This is a genomic window from Acinetobacter sp. GG2 (assembly GCF_000292385.1).
Taxonomy (GTDB): Bacteria; Pseudomonadota; Gammaproteobacteria; order Pseudomonadales; family Moraxellaceae; genus Acinetobacter; species Acinetobacter seifertii.
Map to the genome: position 1 here is coordinate 46,886 of NZ_ALOW01000023.1, position 22,894 is coordinate 69,779.

The window sequence follows — 22,894 nt, forward strand, 5'->3', positions numbered from 1 at the left end:
CATTACCAAATCGAAGGAATGACGCATGAGTAATGAAGAAAAAAGTGGATTGAAGCATTGGGTGCCTGCTTTTGTCCTTATGGTGTGTGTGGTACTGGCATTTTTCGACAAGATTAGTATTGCGGTTTTATTTTCAGATCCTCATTTTCAAACTGCAATGGGAATTGCTGAAGATAAGGCCAAGCTTGGATGGCTCATGACAAGTTTCTTGCTTGCTTATGGCTTTTCATCGGTTTTTCTAAGCTTCTTGGGTGACATTTTTAACCCAAAGAAAATGCTGTTCTGGAGCGTAACATCATGGGGTTTACTCATGTTCTGTATGGGCTTCACCACCAGTTATTCAGGCATGTTGATTTTACGTGTACTACTTGGTTTGGCAGAAGGACCACTGTTTGCTTTGGCATACACCATTGTTAAGCAGACTTATACAGACCGTCAGCAGGCACGTGCTTCTACTATGTTTTTGCTTGGAACTCCGATAGGTGCATTCCTTGGATTTCCAATCACGGCAAATGTTTTAGCTCACCACGACTGGCACACCACTTTTTTTGTGATGGCTGCGCTAACCCTAATTGCCATTTTCAGTATTGTTTTTGGTTTGCGTAACTTACAGCTCAAGAAAACTGTCGAAATTGAGGGCGAGAGTAAACGTACCAATTTCAAAGGCCACATTGCTAATACTAAATTGCTGCTCAGCAACAGCGCGTTCTGGCTGGTTTGCCTCTTTAACATTGCATTAATGACTTATTTGTGGGGCTTAAACAGCTGGGTTCCTTCTTATCTTATGCAAGACAAAGGATTCAATCTCAAAGAGTTTGGGATGTATTCAAGCTTTCCATTCATTGCCATGTTAATTGGCGAAATCATCGGTGCGTTTTTATCTGACAAGTTAGGCCGCCGAGCAATTCAAGTCTTTAGCGGTTTATTACTCGCGGGCATCTTCATGTATGTGATGGTCATTATGACTCAACCATTATTGATTATTGCTGCCATGTCTTTAAGTGCGATGGCGTGGGGTTTTGGAGTAGCAGCTGTATTTGCTTTGCTTGCCCGAGTAACCACCTCAAATGTAGGGGCGACTGCGGGTGGAATATTTAACGGTTTAGGTAATTTTGCAAGTGCAATTGCGCCTGTTCTTATCGGTTACATCGTGATGCAAACACATAGTTTTAATTTAGGAATTAGCTTCTTGGCTGCTGTCGCTGTCATTGGGTCGTTGTTCTTGGTTCCTCTTTTAAAACGTTATTAATTCACTGTATAGGAGTTTAAAAAATGACTACACAACAATTCGAATCGTGGGCACAACCAGAGGGTGCTTCTTTAGAAGATTGGTTAAACACACGTATTGCTCGCTTTGAGACACGTAAATATGACTTCGATGCTTTGAAGTTCCAAGCAGATTACGATCCGAAGTATCGCCGTGCACAAATGCGTTACATGGGTACGGGTGCAACAGGTGTTGCAAATGACGGTAACACTGTTCCAGCAGAAAACTTCACATTTTCCACAATGGTTTTGCCTGCGCAGTGTGAAGGTCCTTTGCACATTCACCACGACGTTGAAGAAGTGTTCTTTATGCTTCGCGGCGAAATTGATTTGTTCATTGAGCACAACGGCGAAAAATTTGAGACCCGTTTAAAAGAGCGTGACCTGATTTCAATTCCACCGGGAATCTATCGTGGTCTTTTTAACCCAGGTCAAGAAGATGCCTTGATGTGTGTGATGTTGGGAACAGGTAAACCAACCATTCCGAACTATCCACCAGAGCATCCATTGTCTCAAATCAAACGTTAATTGTTTGATGAAGTGAATGAAAGGAAAGAGTTAAAAATGATGACACTCATTGAAAAGTTAGCAGAATTTCCAGTGAAAACCGTGACTGTTCAAGGTCTGCAACAAGCCTATCGGGAAGCCGGTCAGGGCGAGTACCTTGTGCTGTTGCATGGCATTAGTTCAGGTTCTGCTTCATGGGTGAACCAACTTGAAGTGCTGTCTCATCATTTTCATGTCATTGCCTGGGACGCACCGGGCTATGGCAAATCAGATGAACTTTTAACGGATCAACCGAATGCTACCGATTACGCAAAGCGTTTGGCAGCGTTATTCAATACTTTAAAAATTGAAAAATCAATTGTGGTCGGACACTCATTAGGTGCCTTACAGGCGAGTGCATTTGCTGCACTTTACCCAGAGCGAGTGAAGCACTTAGTTGTTGCTAACTTGGCTCAAGGCTACCAACGCCACGATGAACAAACACAAATTCAGGTTTTTGAAAAAAGACCAAAAATGTTGAAAGAACTTGGTGCTAAAGGCATGGCCCAAAGCCGTGGACCTCATTTGATTTATAAACAAGAACCACAGGCCTTAGCTTTAGTGTCAGAAGTAATGCAGCAGTTGACCTTACAAGGTTTCACCCATGCATCGTACTTACTGGCATATGACGAAATACGTAATTACCTAACCGATTTAAAAGTCCCATGCACAGTCATTGCAGGGCAGCAAGATCAAATCACTCCTGCGTTAGGTATACAAGAGCTTGCTCAGGAATTGCAGTTGGAACAGCGCTTCGTCATAGAAGATGCAGGACATTTAAGTTATGTCGACCAACCGCAAGCATTTAACCAAATTATGTTGACGATTCAGGAACAATCGTAAGAGAGATTAAGGATTATGAGCTTCCAAGTTGAAGGAAAAGTTGCAGTTGTTACCGGTGGCTCATCTGGGATTGGGTTGGCTGCTGTTGAAATACTGGTTGCAGAAGGTGCAAAAGTTGCTTGGTGTGGTCGCGATGAAGAGCGTTTAAATGCTTCTAAGCACTATATTCTAGAAAAATTTCCACATGCCAATATTTTTACCAAAGCATGTAATGTGTTGAAAAAAGAAGAAGTTCAGCAATTTGCTAAAGACGTCAAACTCAATTTGGGCAATGTGGACATGCTCATTAACAATGCTGGGCAAGGTCGTGTTTCAAATTTTGAAAATACGCAAGATGAAGACTGGATGAAAGAAATTGAGCTGAAATATTTCAGTGTTTTACATCCGGTAAGAGCTTTTCTTGATGACTTAAAACAGTCGGCAAATGCCTCAATTACCAATGTGAACTCGTTACTGGCATTGCAACCAGAGCCACATATGATTGCGACGTCATCTGCACGAGCTGCACTGTTGAATTTGACCCATTCTTTAGCGCATGAGTTTACTCAATATGGCGTTCGCGTGAACTCGATTTTACTTGGGATGGTCGAATCTGCGCAGTGGAAACGCCGTTATGAAACCCGTTCAGATTTGAATCTGTCATGGGAAGAGTGGACTGGCAATATCGCAAAAAATCGTGGCATTCCTATGCAGCGTTTAGGCCGCCCAGAAGAGCCAGCACGTGCTTTAGTTTTCTTGGCATCACCATTGGCATCTTACACCACAGGTTCGGCGATAGATGTCTCGGGTGGTTTTAACAAACATTTATAAATATCAGGTGCTGTCATGAAAAAGTTGATGATGATTGGTTTTGGCGCAATGGCAGCAGAAGTGTATGCCCATTTGCCTCAAGATCTGCAACTCAAATGGATTGTCGTGCCATCTCGCAGCATTGAAAAAGTGCAGTCACAAGTCTCTTCCGAGATTCAGGTAATTTCCGATATTGAGCAATGTGATGGTGAGCCTGACTATGTCATTGAGGTGGCAGGTCAAGCAGCAGTAAAAGAGCATGCTCAAAAAGTTTTAGCTAAAGGCTGGACTATTGGTTTGATCTCGGTTGGAACTTTGGCTGATAACGAGTTTTTGATTCAGCTTAAGCAAACTGCTGAAAAAAATGATGCCCATCTGCATTTACTTGCAGGGGCTATCGCAGGCATTGACGGTATTTCTGCGGCTAAAGAAGGTGGTTTGCAAAAAGTCACTTACAAGGGCTGTAAAAGCCCAAAAAGCTGGAAGGGTAGTTATGCAGAGCAATTGGTCGATTTAGACCATGTTGCTGAACCTACGGTCTTCTTCACAGGAACTGCGCGTGAAGCTGCCATGAAATTTCCAGCCAATGCCAACGTTGCAGCAACCATTGCACTTGCAGGGCTTGGAATGGATGAAACCATGGTTGAGTTAACTGTTGATCCAACTATCAACAAAAACAAACACACCATTGTGGCAGCAGGTGGCTTTGGGCAAATGACCATTGAATTGGTGGGCGTGCCGTTACCAAGTAACCCAAAAACATCAACTTTGGCTGCGCTTAGCGTGATTCGTGCTTGTCGCAACAGTGTAGAAGCAATACAGATTTAAGAAGGATTTGATCATGGCGAAGGAAATTTATATTGCAGGTGAATGGCGATTAGGCCGTGGTGCAGTCATTCAAAGCCTGTTTCCGGCAGATCAGTCGGTTAACGCTGAGCTTTCAACAGCAACGCTTGAAGATGTAAATGAAGCAATTGAAAAAGCGGATCAGGCTTGGCGTGAACCAAGTTGGAGAAACAGCTTGCCGCATGAGCGCGCACGTATTCTCTACAAAGTTGCAGACATTATTGAAGCGCGTGTAGATGAATTAGCGAAATTACAAACACGCGATAATGGTAAGCCTTTAACTGAAACTCGTGGCTTGGTGATGAGCGCGGCGGCAACTGCACGTTATGTTGCTGCGGCATGTGAAACATTGAACGATGAGCTCACCACTCAACGTGCTCCAGACTTTATGACCATGAGTGTGCATGAACCAGTGGGCGTTGTGGCAGCCATTACCCCTTGGAACTCTCCAATTGCGAGTGAAGTTCAAAAGCTTGCTCCAGCTTTGGCAGCAGGAAATGCCGTGGTGTTAAAACCAGCAGAAGCAACTTCACTCATTGCTTTAGAGCTTGCCAAAATTTTTGAAGAAGCAGGTTTACCAAAAGGCTTACTCAGTGTGTTGGTTGGCCGTGGTTCTGTAATTGGTGACGCAATTGCTCAACATCCATTGGTTCGCAAAATTTCTTTTACAGGTGGGACAACCACGGGTCGTCATTTGGCACACATTGCCGCTGACAAACTGATTACCACTTCACTTGAGTTGGGTGGTAAGTCACCAACCATCGTTTTGCCGGATGCAGACGTTGAATTGGCTGCTAAAGGTGTCGCGTACGGCATTTTTAGCTCGGCAGGCCAAGCGTGTATTGCAGGTTCTCGCTTGTTTATTCATAGCAGTCTTTACGATCAGTTTTTAATGCGTTTGGTTGAAATTACCAAAGGCTTACGTGTGGGCCATCCGGAACAGGCGGGTGTGCATTTAGGGCCACTGGTCAATGATAAACATTTGCAGTCCGTTGACCGCTATGTGCAGCTTGCTAAAAGTGAAGGTGGTCAGGTTCTGATTGGTGGTGAGGCACTTACCACTGGTGACTATGCCAAAGGAAGCTATTACTTACCGACCATTATCACTGGCTTAAATAACAGTGCTCAAACCTGTCAGGAAGAAATTTTTGGCCCTGTTTTAGTCGTTATTAAATATGACAACGAGCAAGATTTAATTGCCCAAGCCAATGACAGTTGTTTTGGTCTTGCCGCAGGTATCTGGACTGAAAGCTATCGCAAAGCTTGGCGTATTGCACGTGCATTAGAAGTGGGAACGGTGTGGATTAATACCTACAAAAAATTCTCGATTAGTGCACCGTTTGGTGGCTTTAAAGACAGTGGGATTGGGCGCGAAAAAGGCCGTTTGGGCATTTTATCGTACATGCAACAAAAGAGTATTTATATGGGGCTGAATGAACAGCCTAACCCTTGGTGCGATTAATAAATTCAAGGACTGAAAAAACAAATTTTGAGGAACAGACATGACTGAACGTGTAAATGTAGGCGAAGCAATCGCAAGAGTTTTAGAAGCGCACCAAGTTGATAGTATTTATGGTGTTATTTCCATCCACAATTTACCTATTGCAGATGCAGTAGGTCGCCGTGAAAAAATGCGCTTTGTTGCAGCCCGTGGTGAAGCGGGTGCGGTCACTATGGCAGATGCACATTCACGCTTTAAAGGCCTAGGTGTAGCGTTGACCAGTACGGGTGCTGGTGCAGGTAATGCGGTAGGTTCACTCATTGAAGCAATGAATGCTGGTAGTCCTGTATTGCATTTAACTGGTCAAGTTGAGCGTGAATACCTCGACCGTGATGCGAGCTTCATTCATGAAACTAAAGACCAACTTACATTCTTACGTGCATCAAGCAAAGCAGCGTTCCGTATTACCAGTCCAGACAATGCAGTTGGTGTGATACGTGAAGCAATCCGTGTAGCAACCACAGTTCCAATGGGACCGGTAAGTGTTGAATTACCAATTGATGTACAAGCAGCAGAAATTGATTTGCCACTTAATCTTGGGCCAGTGAAAGCACTTGAGTTGCCACAGGCAGAACAAGCTGAAATTGATCTTCTTGTCAGTGAAATCAAAAAAGCAAAACGTCCGATTTTCTGGATTGGTGGTGGAACTTTAAATAGCGTTGCCGAAGTTAAAGCAATTGCAGATTTAGGTATTCCAGTTGTGTCGTCTACGCACGGCCGCGGTGTTTTGGCAGATGATCACCCACGTAGTTTAGGTGCTTTCCATAACTCAGCAGGTGTTGAGCAGTTATTAAAAGATGCTGACTTGATGGTTGTGGTGGGTTCTCGTTTACGTAGTAATGAAACTAAAACTTATTCGGTTGAATTCCCTGAAAACATTATTCAGGTAGATGCAAACCCAGTGGCTCAGCAACGTAATTACAAAATCCGCAACTTCATTTGTGGCGATGCCAAAGATGTCTTAACACGTGTGTTGGAACAGCTTAAAGGAACTTCAAAAGTTGATGCCGATTACGATGCTGCTGTAGTGGCTGCTAAACAGGCTGCAATTGATGCACTGCGTAAACAAATCGACCAGTACGCTTTAATTTGTGATCACTTGCGTTCAGCTTTACCGCAAGACGGCATTTTTGTACGAGACATCACCATGTCGGGTAGCACATGGGGTAGCCGTTTATTCCCTGTAAAAGCACCAAATCAAAACATTCACTCACTCGCGGGTGCAATTGGTTTAGGCCTTGCAACTGCAATAGGTGCTTCGGTTGCTAACCCTGACAAAAAAGTGATTGGTTTAGTCGGCGATGGTGGCTTAATGCTGGGTATTGGTGAAATTGCAACTATGGTGCAAGAAAACACCAACATGGTCTTAATGATTATGAATGACGGTGGTTATGGCGTAATGCGTGGCATTCAAAATAACTACTTCGGTGGTCGTCAGTATTTCAATGAATTGCATACACCTGACTACAAACTTCTTGGCGAATCAATGGGTGTGAAAAGCTGGAAAGTCGGTAGTGCAGATGAGTTTAAAACGGTTATTCAAGAGGCTGTTGCTTTTGAAGGGCCAACCGTGATTGAGCTCGATATGAACTCGATTGGACCATTAAACTTTGCGGGTCCACCGCAAAAGAAACTGTATTAACCAGTTTGGATGGTTTAGTACATATGCGATGGGAGCTGCTAAGCCATCCTTTTTTAGATAAATTTTTTTGTCTAAAAAACAATAAAAACTAAGTTTTACAGGTAAAACAAATAAAGTTCCAGCAGGACGCTGGAACTCAATAAAGGATGTAGAGATGAAAAAGACTTCATTGATCATGGCATTCATTGCACCGTTTACGCTGGGGGTAAGCGTCAATGCTTTTGCAAAAGATTCATTACTTGAGTGGAAAAGTGATGATGGAACTGAGTCATTAAAGTTGGGTGGGGTGGTTCGGTTAAATCAACGTTATGAAGATTGGGAAGGACCAAACCGTGGTTTTGGTAAGCTCTATTTCGACGTGTTCAGGGTTGATCTGAAAGGTAAGTTTGATGATGCCTACATCAATGCCAGCTATCTGTTTCAAGATCAACAGAAAACTGCCATTGAAAAAGCCTATGTGGGTTATAACTTAAATGCCAATAACAGCATTGAAGCAGGTTTGGTTTATAAACCTTTTACGATTTATCCCTATCCACAAAATGGTTGGACTTACCACATTCCATTCTTTTTAGGTTATGGCAATAATATTGCACCAGGACTTAACTGGAATTATCACGACAAAGACTGGGATGTAAAACTCGGTTATTACCCACAAATGTTAGAGACCAACTTACGTTATTCACCCGATAGTGCAACTTATGATGACTTGGCAGGAAATGCATTTCCATCTCAAAAAGCCTATCAAAATGAAAAGCGCAATCAGGTGAATACCCGTATTGTACGCAAGTTAGAAACTGACTTTGGTAAGCAAGAGTTTGGCGTATCGGGTGCAATTGCACAGCTACATAACAAAGTGACTGATAAAGACGGCAAATATTATGCAGTCGGTTTGCATACTGAAAATAATTACAATCGTTTTAATTTACAAAGTTCAGTCATTCACTATCAATACGATGCGAAAAATCCGGATGGTGTAAATAGTGACATGACCTTAATGGGCAATAATGGTTTTACACCTGCTTATTTCATTGCTTCGGAAGGAACGATTGCCAGTTTAAACCTTGCCTATACATTGCCTGTCACCAATATGGGCAAGCTAAAAGCTATTAAGTTTTATAATGACTATAGTTACCTTGATAAAAAACGCGATGATTGGTCCGACTCGCAAATGAACACCACAGGTATGATGTTTATTGCTTCACCCTTTATGGTTTGGGCAGATTATACGTGGGGTAAAAACTCCAACATTATTGGTGGCTCTACAAACTCAACGGGTTATACCTCTGCAACCTCGCCAAATAGCGATAAATGGCTATACCGTATTAACTTTAATATCGGCTTTACTTTCTAAAGTAAGCAGCATTAAAAAACCACGCAATCGGCGTGGTTTTTTATTTAATAAGTTAAAGTGTTTAATACCTGTTTTTTTCAAACTTATTCCAAAACACAAAGGCAGTTACAAAGGCCAAAATAGTCAGCGCGAAAATATAATACATCGCACCAATATCACTATATTGACTGAGCCAATGAACGAGAGGCAGTGTCATACCGCCAACAATCGCATATGACAAATTATAAGAAAATGAAATGCCCGAGAAGCGCACAGGCGCGGGGAACATTTTGACCATACTGCTCGACACCATGCCAACCGTACCTGAGCATAGGCCCAACAACATATATAAACCAAAAATGGTTGAATGGGCAGCATGTCCTAAACTGTTATAAAAAACTGCTGCTGTGAGTGCTACTGCAAGTGCACCGACCATCATCACTTTGCCACAGCCAAAACGGTCAGCAAAATAGCCTGCTAAAATACAACCGACCATTTGCATGACAATGGCTGCACTTTGCATTTCAAAAGTCTGTGCGCGCTCAAAGCCAAATGAACCAATCAATAAATTCGGCATGGCTAAAATCACCACCACCACACAGCCAGTTAAAAACCACGTAAATAACATACCAATCGCAACGGCTGTTTTATGCGTTTTTAAGACTTGCTTCACAGGCATTTCTTTTGAAATTTCTTTACGTACCTGCATAGCTTTAAACACTGGGGTTTCTTTTAAATAGGTCCTTAAATAAAGTGCAACCAGACCAAAAATACCGCCTGCAATAAAGGGTATACGCCAAGCCCAGTCATGGATTTGTCCTTCACTAAAATTCAGTGAAATCCATAAAGACATCAGTGCGCCTAGTAAAATTCCTAGAGACAGTCCGGCAGTGAGTAAACCATTTGCCAGACCAATTTTTCTTTCAGGTACATGTTCAGACACAAATGTCCATGCAGCTGGAATTTCACCCCCAATCGCAATCCCTTGTACCACTCGCATAAGCAATAAAAGTAGCGGTGCCAAATATCCAATATTTTCAAAGGTGGGCAATATCCCGATAAACAGGGTAGGCAGCGCCATTAGCAAAATAGAAAGTGAAAACAGTTTTTTACGCCCGACTAAGTCACCAAAATGGGCCATAACCACCCCACCCAAAGGCCTAAAAAAGTAACCTGCTGCGAAAATGCCGTAAGTGTTAAGCATGGCCCAAAATGGACTGAGCGTACTTGGGAAAAACAGGTCAGAAATGATTTTGGCGTAAAAGACATAAATCACAAAATCATAAAACTCTAAAGCGCCACCCAATGAAGAAAGGGCCAGCGTTCGTTTATCTTCTTTATTAAGATAGTTCGCATCCTGCAAAGTTAAGTCCTGATCCATTTTTTTACTTAATTGTTGTAATTGAAGTTTGGATATTAATGGAAAAGTGAAGTAAAAGTAAATGGAGGAAATTTGTTCTATTGTTCAAGTACGGACTAGGCTAAGTAATATAAAAGCTTTAAAACAAAAAATGCATTAGATGAAACAAAAACAGATGTAGGAATGACTTTTCTTTTGAGCTGTTCAGCGACACAATAAAATTTGTCATAGCCAGTTTAATGAGAGATTCAAAGGATGAGCGTAGTTTTACCAGTCGCAAAACGTGGTGAAGATATTTTGAAGTTGATTGCTGCTCCTATCTCGGCAAATGAGTTAAACAGTGATTGGCTTTATCAGCTTGCTGCTGCTATGCAAGCAACCATGCTTGAACGCAATGGGGTGGGGATTGCTGCACCGCAAGTTTATATCTCTAAACGCGTCATTATTGTGGCATCTCGTCCAAATCCACGTTATCCCGATGCACCTGAAATGGATGCTGTGGTGATGGTAAATCCTGAAATTTTAGAATTTTCGAGTGAAACGCTTTTGGGTGAAGAAGGTTGTTTAAGTGTGCCAGATGAGCGTGGACAAGTTGTGCGTGCAGAAATGGTCAAGGTCAAATACTTAACGCTTCAGGGGGAGGCTGTTGAAACAATTTTTCATGGTTTTCCAGCTCGCATTGTTCAACATGAAGTCGATCATTTAAATGGAATCTTATTTGTAGAAAGAATAAGCTAATCTTCAGTTTAAAGTTTTGAAAAATCTATAATGAGCTTGAAATGAATAAGACATAGCAATTACAATACTTATAGCGTGATATTTAAATCATTACAAAAGATATAATTTTAATATTATCAGCAGGTTGTGCTGAAATTTTGCGCGATGTTGTGAATCTCCTCATTTAAGGTTACTGACCATGAAAACCCCTCTCCCAGAATATTTGGCAAATGTTATAGAAGCCTGTGACATCGACAACAGTGGTCATCTCGCCGATTATATTCCTGAGTTGGCAAATGCAAACCCAGATCGATTAGCTTTAGCAATGTCTACGGTAGATGGCGAAATTTATTCGGTTGGAGATGATGATGTCGAATTCACCATACAGTCGATTTCTAAACCTTTTGTATATGCCTATGTTTTACAACAACTTGGCATTGATGCAGTACTTACGAAGGTAGGGGTAGAACCTTCGGGGGAAGCCTTCAATGAAATTTCATTAGGTAAAGACGGACGTCCGAAAAACCCGATGATTAACTCTGGCGCAATTACTGTACATTCCTTGATTCAGGTCAAGCATGGTTTACATAGTGCAGAAATTCTACGCCGTTTTATGAGCGAGCTTGCAGGACGTGAATTAAGTTTTGATGAGTCTGTTTATGATTCGGAAGTCAAAACAGCCTACCGTAATCTTTCGATTGGTTATATGTTGCGAACTGTCGGAATTTTGGAAACTGACCCTGTAGATATCGTGAATGGCTATATTCGCCAATGTGCGATCATGGTTACAGTTAAAGACTTGGTACGTATGGGCAGTGTACTTGCCAATGGTGGGGTCGACCCTAAAACTGGAAAGCGCTTATTAAACCGGTCTGTGGTTAGACAAGTGCTCAGTGTCATGATGAGCTGTGGTATGTATGATGCCGCAGGTGACTGGCTGTCGACTGTAGGTATTCCTGCTAAGAGTGGTGTAGCAGGCGGTATTTTAGGTGTGCTGCCGGGTCAGGTCAGTATTGCTGCTTTTTCACCTCGTTTAGATGAGCATGGGCATAGTATTCGAGGTATCGATATTTTAGAGCGATTATCTCGTGACATGGGATTACATCTCATGGAAGGTACACCTTCTGCACAAACGATTGTACAAAGTCATTATCGCACAGGAAAAGACGCATCATTAAGTGTGTATGTGCTTCGTGGCGTATTGAAATTTACTGAAGCTGAAATGTTGTTGCGTATTTTGCAAGATGAGACCATTGACCAAAGCACAATTGTTATTGATTTAACTCAGATTTCACTTATCCACGATGTGGGTAAACGCATGTTCTTAGAAGGGGTAGATCGTCTGATTGATGATGGCCATACTCTTGTTTTAGTCGACCCTGAACAGCGCTTAGATCATGCCAGAACAGCTAAAGATCGTGAGCTGCATGTTTATCATGATTTTGATGATTTACTCGAAAAGCATGAGATCCGCACTAAAAAAAAGACTTATAGCGACATCGCGGCACTTCTAAACTGCTGAGGTGTTTTTCCTAGGTGTCGCTTAAACATCGCACTGAACGCGCTGGGGTTTGTGTACCCCAGCGACTCTGAAATTTGAGCAATAGATTCACCATTCGCAATTTTACTTAACGCAAGTGCAATATGCATTTGTTGCAACCATGCCCGATACGACAGCCCTGTTTCTTTTTGGAACATACGCATTAGAGTTCTGGAACTCGCACCAATTTCATCAGCCCAATCTGTCAAATCTTTTGAATGGTCAGGAGTATGTAATAACTCTTGGCAAATTTTTGATAACCGTTTGTCTTTCGGCCACGGAATTTGAATAGGCAACAAATTGGCACGATGGATTTCTTCAAAAATCAAAATTTGTAAAGATCGGGAAAGTTCTTGAGAGGTCGCTGTATTTGGCGTGTCTTCCCGTTCAATTTCATTTAAACGAATCAAAAGCTCATGCAACAAGTTGCTTACTCGAATAATAAAGCAATGCTGACCCATTAGAGCGGCTGCATTTACTTCAACCAACGCCGTATTTAACTTTACGTGACTCAGTGAAATCACGCTGTGCTCTACATGGGCAGGAATCCATAATGCACACATGGGCGGCACAATCCAGACATGATTAGGCGTAAACACCTGAATAGTTCCTGTGGATGCATACAAAAACTGCGCACGTGTATGTGTATGGGTAGGCGTGATTTCTCGGTAAGAATGCTCAGAAGATAGCCCAATCACAAGTTCAGACAAATCAGACTGAATAAGAGAATCGGACATAAACTATCCTAAAAATTGTCACTTATACGATGATTATTGGAAGATAACTTTATAAGCGACAATTTACAATAAGCATCTCATTTAAAAATATTGGAGTTTTTCAGGTATGACGTCTTCAATACAATTGAAAGATGGTATTGCCAATACCGTTGCAAATGATCAGCCTCAAGGAATGATTATTAAAATTGTAGGCGCTGTGGCAGTCGCACATTTACTGAATGATTTGATTCAAGCAGTGCTACCCGCTATTTATCCAATGCTAAAAGCAAACTTTTCGCTGAGTTTTGCGGAGGTTGGCCTGATTTCGTTTGTATATCAAATTACAGGTTCACTGCTCCAGCCTTGGATTGGACTTTATACCGATAAACATCCAAAACCATATCTTCTCCCTCTCGGCATGATGGTCACATTCTGCGGCATTATTTTGTTGGCATTTTCACCTAGTTTTGCTGTGTTGTTATGTGCATCTGCTCTGATTGGGGTCGGGTCTGCAACATTTCATCCTGAAGCTTCACGGGTGGCACGAATGGCATCGGGTGGGCGCTTTGGTACGGCTCAATCGACTTTTCAGGTGGGCGGAAACACGGGTACAGCCATTGGCCCATTGTTAGCAGCGTTATTGATTGTTCCATTTGGGCAGCATGCTGTTGCGGGTTTAGTGATATTTGCACTTTTGGCGATTTGGGTTTTATTTGGTGTAAGCCGTTGGACGGTAAGTCATGCTAAAAGTCAGGTGGTTGCACGTGTTACTCAAGCACAGAGTAAATTGCATGGCCGTAAGCTCATTATTGCTTTGAGCACAATTAGTGTGTTGATGTTTGCTAAATTTACCTACATTGCGAGCATTAGTAACTACTTTACCTTTTACTTAATTCAAAAGTTCCATATTAGTATTCAGACCGCTCAGTTGCATTTGTTTGCATTCTTGGCAGCCGTTGCTTTAGGTACATTTGCAGGTGGCCCAATTGGTGACAAAATTGGCCGTAAAGCGGTGATCTGGGTTTCATTTGTTGGTATGGCGCCATTCGCATTAATGATGCCGTATGCAAACTTATTCTGGACAACAGTTTTCTCAATTATTGCAGGTTTGGTATTGTCATCGGCCTTTGCAGCGATGGTAGTGTATGCGCAAGAAGCTGTTCCGGGCCGTGTCGGCATGATTGCAGGTTTAATGTTTGGTCTTATGTTTGGGGTAAGCGGTATTGCCGCAGCTGGGTTAGGGCATTTAGCAGATATTAACGGCATTGAATGGGTATTTGGTTTATGTTCATTCTTACCATTACTTGGATTTGCCACCGCATTTTTACCCAACACAAAAGTTAAATAAATGAAAAGACTCTCAGTCATATTCGGCTGAGAGTTTTTTAGATAACTATAGTTCCAATTAAAAAGACTATTTTTGAATACCAAACTTAAATACGGTGACACTGTTATGAGTTTGATTTGGGTTCAAACGTGTAGAAGGGAAAGATGGTTGATTCGGACTATCTGGAAAATGCTGTGTTTCTAATGCTAGCGCATCTGCTTGTCGATAGAGTACGCCATTTGCACCAGCAACATTTCCTAGTAAATGATTAGCTGTATACATTTGAACACTTGGTTCAGTAGTTAAGAGTTGCAGTGTCCGTCTAGATTTCGGATCAAAAACATGAGCTGCAAGATTTAACTTTTCTTGAGACTTTTGATTAAGTACCCAAGTTTGGTCATAGCCATATCCATAGGCCAATTGCTGATGATTCGCTCGAATATCTTTCACAATTGCTTTAGGCTTCCGAAAGTCAAAAGGCGTACCTGCAACTGAAGCAATTTCACCTGTTGGTAAAGAGTTTTGATCGGTTACCAATACACGGTCTGCATTGAGTTGTACCACATGATCGAGCACACCATAAGGGTTGTTGCCAGCACCTGACAAGTTGAAATAACTGTGATTCGTGAGATTGACGACTGTCGGTTGATCAGTTTTGGCTTTATATTCAATTTTGAATTCATTTTGATCTGAAAGACTGTAAATTACTTCCACATCTAATTTTCCGGGAAAACCTTGATCACCATTTGGACTGGTTAACTTAAGCGAAGCTTTAACGGTTTCACCTTTGGAAACGAGGGGTTTAACTTGCCAAACACGTTTATCAAAACCCGGATTACCACTATGTAATGAATTCGGACCATTATTATTTTCAAGATTATATGTTTTTCCATCTAAGCTAAATTTAGCGTTGCCAATACGGTTTGCATAACGACCAATCAATCCACCAAAATGAATGCCTTCCTTGGTATCAGTGACTTCATAGCCTTTTAGGTCATCGAAGCCCAAAACGATATTATTTTGTTTACCTTGTGCATCGGGAGTCAAAATCTGGGTAATTACACCACCATAACTAATAAAAGAAACTGAAACTCCTTTGTTATTGCTCATGGTGTATAAATCAACTTTTTGGCCGTCTTGAGTCGTACCATAGGGTTTTACATTTAATGTGGCTGCATTGGTAAGTTGTGCAAAGCTATAAATCGTAATACCTAAAATTACTAATTTTTTCATGCTTATACTCTATTTTTTAATAATTGGACTGGATGAATATAAGATTGATTTTTCATCTTTTTAAAGAGGTTTTTATTATATATAGTGTTAATGGTGATTAGCCCTGTTAACACTAAGCATTGAACAAACTGAGCTGAAAAAAATTAGGGTGATAAAGAATTTAATTTTTTAACACTCTTTAATGGCAAGCTATTTTTATGGTAAAAATTGATAGATACTCTTTTATAAATCCTACTTGGTTCGGAAACTGCTTTTTACCGAATAAAAAAGTTAAATAGAAATTTTTATTCTGTTCTTTTAAATCTTTCAGACCTAAATAGGTGAAGGATTTTTATTTGTATTTATAGATTTTCTAATCTTAGAGTGGCTAAGTTGAACGGTGAAGAATATATATAATTCATTAAGGCTACTTAATTTGTCTTAGTGAAAAATGTATTATAGTAAAGATTAATTCTAGTTTTTACTTATAGTAATTATGTCTATTTTTTAAGTATAGATTGTTGAAATAATTTTTTTAATTTATCATAAAAACTTGAATGTTAGGGGTAAAAAATGTTTGATATAAAATCTATACGATTAAGAAATCTTAGAAGTCTCAAAGATACTAAAGAAATAAATTTAAAGCCAATTACTATTCTAGTAGGAAAAAATAGTGTAGGTAAAAGTACTTTCTTAAGAACATTTCCACTCTTACGTCAAAGTTGTGAAAAAGAAACGAGAACACCAATTCTTTGGTATGGTAACTTAGTTGACTATGGTGATTTTGGTACATCAATAAACCGAGATGCTGCAAAAAATGAAGAAACAAATTATATTGATTTTTCTTTCAAATTAAATGTTGATTCAAATCTAAGCTACTTTGCTGAAGTTTCTATGGATGGAAGTGTTGATATAGAAATATCAATTCAAATGAAAGAGTACAATAAATCAAGTTATGCTTCTAAATTGAAATTAAAATTTTTTGATCGAGAAGTAGTAATAGATTTAAATTCTAATCAAGAATTTGATAAAATAGCTATAGGAGAGACGGAGTTTGATAAAGAATATTTTAAAGAAAAGGGCTTATCATATAAAGTTGAGCAAAGAAAATTTTTACCAACTTTAGTTTTACTAAAACAATATAAAATTAAAGATAAAAGAGTTGAATATATAAATAATTCTAAGTTTTTTGAAGAAATGCTTGTAAATAAACTTCGAAGTTTATGTCGTAATAACGTGAAAGATGAAACTATAATGTTATTAATGAAAAGTATACCTTTTTCTTCTTCGAGCGATATTTTTAACTTTTTATCTAAACAGGAAATAATTTCTAGTGTAGCAAAAAAAATAACAAAAAGTGGTATTAATGATTTTGTATTTAAAGAAATAGTAGATTATTACTATTTAATGGTATATGAGTCTATTACTTTGTTTATAGATAATATATTAGCATCTACATTTAGTCAGGTAAGATATTTAGAACCTCTACGTGCAACAGCTCAAAGATATTATCGTCGTCAGGAGTTAGCAATTAATGAAATTGACTCAAAAGGGTCAAATATTGCTATGTTCTTAGATAGTTTAAGTACTTCGGAACGAACAAATTTAAGTAATTTGCTTGTTGAAAACTTTAATATTGAACTAAATGTTCGCAGAGAGAGTGGACATTTAGCGCTTACTATAAAATCACCAGAGTTAAAAGAAGATACAAATATTGCAGATTTAGGTGTAGGTTATTCCCAAATTCTTCCTTTTATTATACAGCTATGGGATTGTAATAATAGAAGAAGAATAAGTAGACAAAATAACTTTTCTTTTTTTGGTAATAGAACAAATAATAATTTTTTCGTAGTTGAACAACCTGAACTACATTTACATCCAGCATATCAAGCCAAAATAGCTGATGTTATTGATAAGGTTATAGATAAAAATAAATTAAATCTAATAATAGAAACTCATAGTCCTCATCTAATTTATAGATTTGGTGAATTAATTGAAGATGAAAATAGTAATATTACTAAAGATGATATTCAAGTGCTTATTTTTGAAGAGAAAAATGGGGAGACTAATATTAGTCAAGCAATGTTTAATGATGAAGGAAGACTTCAAAATTGGCCAATTGGTTTCTTTCAACCTTGATTAAATTTTAAAGTAAATTGCAATGTATATATATATAATGGATGATGTTGAGTCTTTGGATTTTCAAAATTTGGAAGTAATAAGTAGTATTGAGAATTTAATTAATACTGCATATGAAGGGTGTAATATTATTGATGCAAAGCGTAGTACATTTAAATATCTTCAAAGTTTAGATGTGTTTGGTAAAGCTACACTTCAGAAATTAAAACAAATAATTGATTTTAATAATGAGTATTATCCTCTTTATGATGGTGTTGATTGTAAAATATGTCTATCGGGTTTAGCGAGTACTTTTTACAAAGATGGTAATAATTGGGTAATTCCGCTTAGTAGTTTTAATTATGGAAACTTTTCTGGTTTAGAATTGTTAGCGGAAGATGAAAGTGATGCTAAATTGTTAATTCATGCTATTAAACATTATCAATCACTTCATAGTAATTTAAAGAATTTTAATATTTCTGTAGTTCCTTCAAATGGTGGGGGAGCTAATATTAAAAAGATTATAAATACAAAAATTGATGCTAAGGAAAAAATACTCGTTTGCTTTTGTGATAGTGATCGATTTTCATTAAAATCTGAGTTTGGAAGTGTAACTAAAGATTGTAAGGAAATAAGTAATCAATCTGATTTTCCTTGTTTCTTCTTCCATACGGAAGGACGAGAAATAGAAAATGATCTACCTTTTTATTTTATAGATGAAATTTTAACTTATCAAAACAACCCAGATGTTATATCTTTATTCTTAAAAATAAAGACAATTAATGAAATTGATCGAGATATTATTAAGTATTATGATTTTAAAGAAGGTATCTTATTTAAAGATATTAAAAATATTACATGTACAATTTCAAAAGATTTTTGGCAAGCTACTATTGAAAAATTAGATTCGGCTGGACTTTTGGAGGTGGAAAAAAATAATCTAAAAGATACTGATATTATTATTCCTCATATATCTAAAAGTCTAGCAGCAAACGTCTTGGATTGGTTAGATTTTAAGTTTGATAGAAAACCTAAAAAGGTCCATGAAGTCATCAAGAATGATAATGATGCTCAAGCTTGGCTTACCCATGGGGAAAAACTTTTTTGGTTAGCATCTGGTATGAAAAAAGGACGAATATAAATGAGCTTGAAGTTTAAGTAGTTTATTTATAATTTAAAAAGTGATACTTAATTTATTGAAAATTAAGTTAAGTATTATTTTATTTATATAATCACTTTTTCAATCTACTAACTCATCATAAATCCAATTTAAAAACAGCTCAATTTTAGGAATAAATTGATGGGTTCTTGGGTAAACCAAATGATGAGCAGAAATTTATCTTTAAAACTTCTTTATTTGTGTCAATTTCTAAAACCAATCAGGACATGAGAGGATTTTCTTCATGTCCTATTTTTTGATTAGGTTTATTTATAAATTTAAACAATCGAATCATCTAAATTCGGCGCTAACCAGCGTTTCGCTTCATCAAGTGTCCAACCTTTACGTTTTGCATAATCTTCAAGTTGGTCTTGAGAGATTTTGCCCACATTAAAGTATTCACTTTGTGGATGAGAATAATAGAAACCACTTACCGAAGATGGTGGCATCATTGCAAAGTGTTCAGTCAGTTTAGTACCGATTTTATCTGTAGAACCTAACCAGTCAAACAACACTGCCTTTTCAGAGTGCTCAGGGCAAGCAGGGTAGCCCGGTGCAGGGCGAATACCGACGTATTTCTCTTTAATCAGTTCTTCGTTACTAAGCTGTTCATCAGCTTTATAACCCCAGAACTCTTTACGAATACGTTCATGTAAGTGTTCAGCAAAAGCTTCAGCAAAACGGTCGGCTAATGACTGCACTAAAATTGCAGAGTAGTCATCACCTTTTGCTTTGTATTCATTTGCCAATTCTTCTGCACCAAAAATCGATACAGTGAATCCGCCTAAGTAGTCTTGTTGCTCACGGTCAGTACGAATGTAATCTGCCAAAGACAAGTTTGGTTTACCTGCCACTTTGTCAGATTGCTGACGTAAGTGCTCAAAAGTATGTGTAACATTTTGACCAGCTTCATCAAATACGCTGACGGTGTCTGCGTCAGTGCGCTGTGCTGGGAACATACCAAATACAGCACGAGCATCAAAACGGTTGTTGTCGATAATATCTTTCAACATCGCTTGTGCTTGGTTGTAAAGGTCAGTTGCCGCTTCACCCACCACTTCATCTTCTAAAATTTTCGGGAATTTACCTGCCAAGCTCCAAGAAATGAAGAATGGTGTCCAATCAAAATAATCTACGAGTGTCGCAAGCGGGTAGTTGGTGAGGACTTGTGTTCCCAAAAGATTTGGTTTTGGCGGTACATAGCTTTCTTCAATTTTAAAACCATTCTCAACCGACTCTTTATAAGTCAATTTTGCAGCTTTTGGTTGTTTGTTGGCTAAGCGCTCACGGATCTTGGTATATTCAGCACGATGCTCTGCAATAAAGTTTCCACGCATTTCTTTTGAAAGGAGAGTGGTTGCAACACCTACAGCACGTGAAGCATCGGCAACATAAATCACTGCATCGTTTTGATACTGAGGGTCAATTTTTACTGCTGTGTGTGCTTTAGAAGTAGTCGCGCCACCAATCAATAAAGGAATGTTAAAACCCTTACGCTGCATTTCTTTCGCAACAAATACCATCTCATCTAAAGATGGAGTAATCAGACCAGACAACCCAATGATGTCACATTTTTCATCAATTGCGGTTTGTAATATCTTCTCGCATGGTACCATCACGCCAAGGTCAACAATGTCGTAACCATTACAGCCAAGTACTACGCCAACAATATTCTTACCAATATCGTGTACGTCGCCCTTAACAGTTGCCATGAGGACTTTACCTTTAGATTGGCTGCCTGTTTTTTCAGCTTCAATGTATGGGTTGAGCCAAGCCACAGCTTGCTTCATAACACGTGCAGATTTCACAACCTGAGGTAAGAACATTTTGCCTGAACCGAACAAGTCACCAACCACGTTCATACCATCCATCAAAGCGCCTTCGATTACATCTAAAGGACGTTTTGCTTTGAGGCGAGCTTCTTCTGTATCTTGATCAATGTAAGTGGTAATACCTTTAACCAACGCATATTCAAGACGTTTTTCGACTGACTCATTACGCCATTCAAGGTTCTCGGCTTCTTTGGCAGCACCGCCTTGTCCGCGGTATTTTTCAGCTACTTCAAGCAGTTTCTCAGTCGCAGCTTGACCAGATTCACCTTGGTTTTGGTTCAAGATGACATCTTCAACAGCTTCTTTTAGCTCGGCTGGAATATCATCATAAATTGCCATTTGACCGGCATTCACAATACCCATGGTCATGCCTTGCTTGATGGCATGGTACAAGAACACAGAGTGAATGGCTTCACGAACAGGCTCGTTACCGCGGAACGAGAATGAAACGTTCGACACGCCACCAGAAATCATGGCATGCGGTAAGTTTTGTTTAATCCAACCTGTAGCCTGAATGAAATCGACGCCATAGTTGTTGTGTTCTTCAATCCCTGTTGCCACTGCAAACACGTTCGGGTCAAAAATAATATCTTCAGCAGGGAAGCCGACATCATTAACCAAAACATCATAAGAACGTTTACAGATTTCACGTTTACGTTCAGCAGTGTCGGCCTGACCTGTTTCATCAAAGGCCATCACAATAATGGCAGCACCATATTGACGGCACAGGCGAGCTTTTTCGACAAACTCGTCATAACCTTCTTTTAATGAAATCGAGTTAACAACGGGTTTACCTTGTACGCATTTTAAGCCAGCTTCAATGATTTCCCATTTTGATGAGTCAATCATGATCGGTACACGAGAAATATCTGGTTCAGAAGCTACAAGGTTTAAGAAATGCACCATCGCATTTTGCGAATCGAGCATCCCTTCATCCATGTTAATGTCGATAATCTGTGCGCCAGCTTCAACTTGCTGCTGTGCAACTTCTAAAGCTTCGGCAAAGTTTTCTTCACGAATGAGGCGTAAGAATTTTTTAGAACCTGTAACGTTAGTACGTTCACCCACGTTCACGAAAAGTGAGTCATCATAAATATTAAATGGCTCTAAACCACTCAAACGACAAGCAGGAACTGTTTCAGGTACTTGGCGAGGTGCAATGTCTTTTACTGCATTGGCAATGGCGCGAATATGATCAGGTGTGGTACCACAGCAACCACCCGTAATATTAATTAAGCCGCTTTCTGCAAATTCTTTTAAGAATGCAGCAGTTTGTTCTGGTGTTTCATCATATTCACCAAAAGCGTTTGGTAAGCCCGCATTTGGGTGTGCTGAAACAAACGTATCTGCGACATCGGAAATGGTTTTTACGTGAGGACGCATTGCATCTGCACCAAGCGCACAGTTAAAACCAATCGATAGTAAGTCACCATGACGTACAGAGTTCCAGAACGCTTCGGCAGTTTGACCTGTTAAGGTACGACCCGATGCATCGGTAATGGTCCCTGAAATCATAATTGGTAATTCATGACCAATTTGTTTAAAGACTTCTTTTACCGCAAAAATCGCAGCTTTACAGTTTAAGGTATCAAATACGGTTTCAATCAGAATGATATCTGCACCGCCTTCAATCAGCGCATGAGTCGCTTCAATATAGTTTTCTTTTAGCTCATCAAAGGTAATGTTACGAAAAGCAGGGTCATTTACATTTGGTGAAATTGAACAAGTACGCGAAGTTGGCCCAAGTACACCTGCTACAAAACGCGGCTTGTCTGGAGTTGAATACTTTTCACAAGCTGCTTTGGCTAAACGTGCTGCTTCACGGTTAATCTCTGGAACAAGATCTTCCATGTGGTAGTCAGACATTGAAACACGCGTACCGTTAAAGCTGTTGGTTTCAATAATGTCTGCACCAGCATCAAGATAAGCTTCATGAATGCCTTGAATGATTTGAGGTTGTGTCAAAACTAAAAGGTCGTTGTTGCCTTTTAAGTCATGTGCCCAATCGGCAAAACGCTCACCACGGTAGTCGGCTTCTTCTAACTTATGGCGCTGGATCATCGTTCCCATGGCACCATCAATAATCAGAATGCGTTTAGCAAGAAGCGCTTTTAGGGTGGCAAGCGTAGACATAGAAAACCCCGATCTTT

17 protein-coding genes and 1 pseudogene are annotated in these 22,894 nt (G+C 39.5%); 13 read left to right on the forward strand and 5 right to left on the reverse strand.

Going from position 1 to position 22,894, the window contains the following annotated elements; genetic code table 11:
- The first annotated feature begins 25 nt into the window (after window positions 1-25).
- From B554_RS0103225 to B554_RS0103260, 8 genes are all read left to right on the forward strand, one after another.
- The gene (locus tag B554_RS0103225; protein ID WP_019456954.1) at window positions 26-1,249 is read left to right on the forward strand and encodes an MFS transporter; all 1,224 of its coding nucleotides are present in this window, start codon (window positions 26-28) and stop codon (window positions 1,247-1,249) included.
- A 23-nt stretch (window positions 1,250-1,272) separates the two neighbouring features.
- Window positions 1,273-1,794 (forward strand): cupin domain-containing protein, encoded by a 522-nt coding sequence (locus B554_RS0103230; RefSeq protein ID WP_019456955.1) that lies wholly within the window; start codon window positions 1,273-1,275, stop codon window positions 1,792-1,794.
- A gap of 36 nt (window positions 1,795-1,830) precedes the next feature.
- Window positions 1,831-2,655: an alpha/beta fold hydrolase gene (locus B554_RS0103235; protein WP_019456956.1), complete on the forward strand. Its 825-nt coding sequence runs from the start codon at window positions 1,831-1,833 to the stop codon at window positions 2,653-2,655.
- A gap of 15 nt (window positions 2,656-2,670) precedes the next feature.
- A complete protein-coding gene (locus B554_RS0103240; RefSeq protein WP_004703156.1) occupies window positions 2,671-3,465 on the forward strand; it encodes an SDR family oxidoreductase in 795 nt (264 codons plus the stop codon).
- A 15-nt stretch (window positions 3,466-3,480) separates the two neighbouring features.
- Window positions 3,481-4,272: an aspartate dehydrogenase gene (locus tag B554_RS0103245; protein ID WP_019456957.1), complete on the forward strand. Its 792-nt coding sequence runs from the start codon at window positions 3,481-3,483 to the stop codon at window positions 4,270-4,272.
- A gap of 13 nt (window positions 4,273-4,285) precedes the next feature.
- The gene (locus tag B554_RS0103250; protein WP_019456958.1) at window positions 4,286-5,752 is read left to right on the forward strand and encodes an aldehyde dehydrogenase; all 1,467 of its coding nucleotides are present in this window, start codon (window positions 4,286-4,288) and stop codon (window positions 5,750-5,752) included.
- A 40-nt stretch (window positions 5,753-5,792) separates the two neighbouring features.
- Window positions 5,793-7,433, forward strand: a complete 1,641-nt coding sequence (locus B554_RS0103255) for a thiamine pyrophosphate-binding protein (RefSeq protein ID WP_019456959.1) — start codon at window positions 5,793-5,795, stop codon at window positions 7,431-7,433.
- 154 nt (window positions 7,434-7,587) lie between these two features.
- On the forward strand, window positions 7,588-8,784 hold the full coding sequence (locus B554_RS0103260) for a hypothetical protein (RefSeq protein ID WP_019456960.1): 1,197 nt from the start codon (window positions 7,588-7,590) through the stop codon (window positions 8,782-8,784).
- Window positions 8,785-8,845: 61 nt separating this feature from the next.
- On the opposite strand, the gene B554_RS0103265 is transcribed toward B554_RS0103260, so the two are convergent.
- Window positions 8,846-10,144 carry an MFS transporter gene (locus B554_RS0103265; protein WP_019456961.1) on the reverse strand — a complete coding sequence of 433 codons (1,299 nt, stop codon included), beginning with the start codon at window positions 10,142-10,144 and terminating at the stop codon, window positions 8,846-8,848.
- A 234-nt stretch (window positions 10,145-10,378) separates the two neighbouring features.
- Here B554_RS0103265 and def point away from each other — a divergent pair, with 234 nt between their 5' ends.
- Window positions 10,379-10,861 carry a peptide deformylase gene (gene def / locus B554_RS0103270; RefSeq protein ID WP_019456962.1) on the forward strand — a complete coding sequence of 161 codons (483 nt, stop codon included), beginning with the start codon at window positions 10,379-10,381 and terminating at the stop codon, window positions 10,859-10,861.
- Between the two features lie 178 nt (window positions 10,862-11,039).
- On the forward strand, window positions 11,040-12,362 hold the full coding sequence (locus B554_RS0103275) for a glutaminase (RefSeq protein WP_019456963.1): 1,323 nt from the start codon (window positions 11,040-11,042) through the stop codon (window positions 12,360-12,362).
- On the opposite strand, the gene B554_RS0103280 is transcribed toward B554_RS0103275, so the two are convergent.
- Window positions 12,329-13,117: an AraC family transcriptional regulator gene (locus B554_RS0103280; RefSeq protein ID WP_019456964.1), complete on the reverse strand. Its 789-nt coding sequence runs from the start codon at window positions 13,115-13,117 to the stop codon at window positions 12,329-12,331. The genes B554_RS0103275 and B554_RS0103280 overlap by 34 nt on opposite strands.
- 106 nt (window positions 13,118-13,223) lie before the next feature.
- Between B554_RS0103280 and B554_RS0103285 the strand changes: the two genes are divergently transcribed.
- Window positions 13,224-14,444, forward strand: a complete 1,221-nt coding sequence (locus tag B554_RS0103285) for an MFS transporter (RefSeq protein WP_019456965.1) — start codon at window positions 13,224-13,226, stop codon at window positions 14,442-14,444.
- A 66-nt stretch (window positions 14,445-14,510) separates the two neighbouring features.
- On the opposite strand, the gene B554_RS0103290 is transcribed toward B554_RS0103285, so the two are convergent.
- Window positions 14,511-15,656, reverse strand: coding sequence for an aldose epimerase family protein (locus B554_RS0103290; protein WP_019456966.1), 1,146 nt, complete (start codon window positions 15,654-15,656; stop codon window positions 14,511-14,513).
- Between the two features lie 552 nt (window positions 15,657-16,208).
- On the opposite strand from B554_RS0103290, the gene B554_RS0103295 reads away from it, so the two are divergent.
- Both B554_RS0103295 and B554_RS0103300 read left to right on the forward strand, forming a co-directional pair.
- Entirely contained in the window at window positions 16,209-17,774 is a 1,566-nt protein-coding gene (locus B554_RS0103295) for a DUF3696 domain-containing protein (RefSeq protein ID WP_019456967.1), read from the forward strand.
- Between the two features lie 37 nt (window positions 17,775-17,811).
- Complete coding sequence (locus B554_RS0103300) at window positions 17,812-18,894, forward strand: hypothetical protein (RefSeq protein WP_155757392.1); 1,083 nt, start codon at window positions 17,812-17,814, stop codon at window positions 18,892-18,894.
- A 99-nt stretch (window positions 18,895-18,993) separates the two neighbouring features.
- Here B554_RS0103300 and B554_RS18450 read toward each other — a convergent pair.
- Both B554_RS18450 and metH read right to left on the reverse strand, forming a co-directional pair.
- Window positions 18,994-19,089: pseudogene (locus B554_RS18450) on the reverse strand (LysR family transcriptional regulator); the annotation flags it as partial.
- Window positions 19,090-19,190: 101 nt separating this feature from the next.
- Complete coding sequence (gene metH / locus B554_RS0103305) at window positions 19,191-22,877, reverse strand: methionine synthase (RefSeq protein ID WP_019456969.1); 3,687 nt, start codon at window positions 22,875-22,877, stop codon at window positions 19,191-19,193.
- Window positions 22,878-22,894 lie beyond the last annotated feature (17 nt).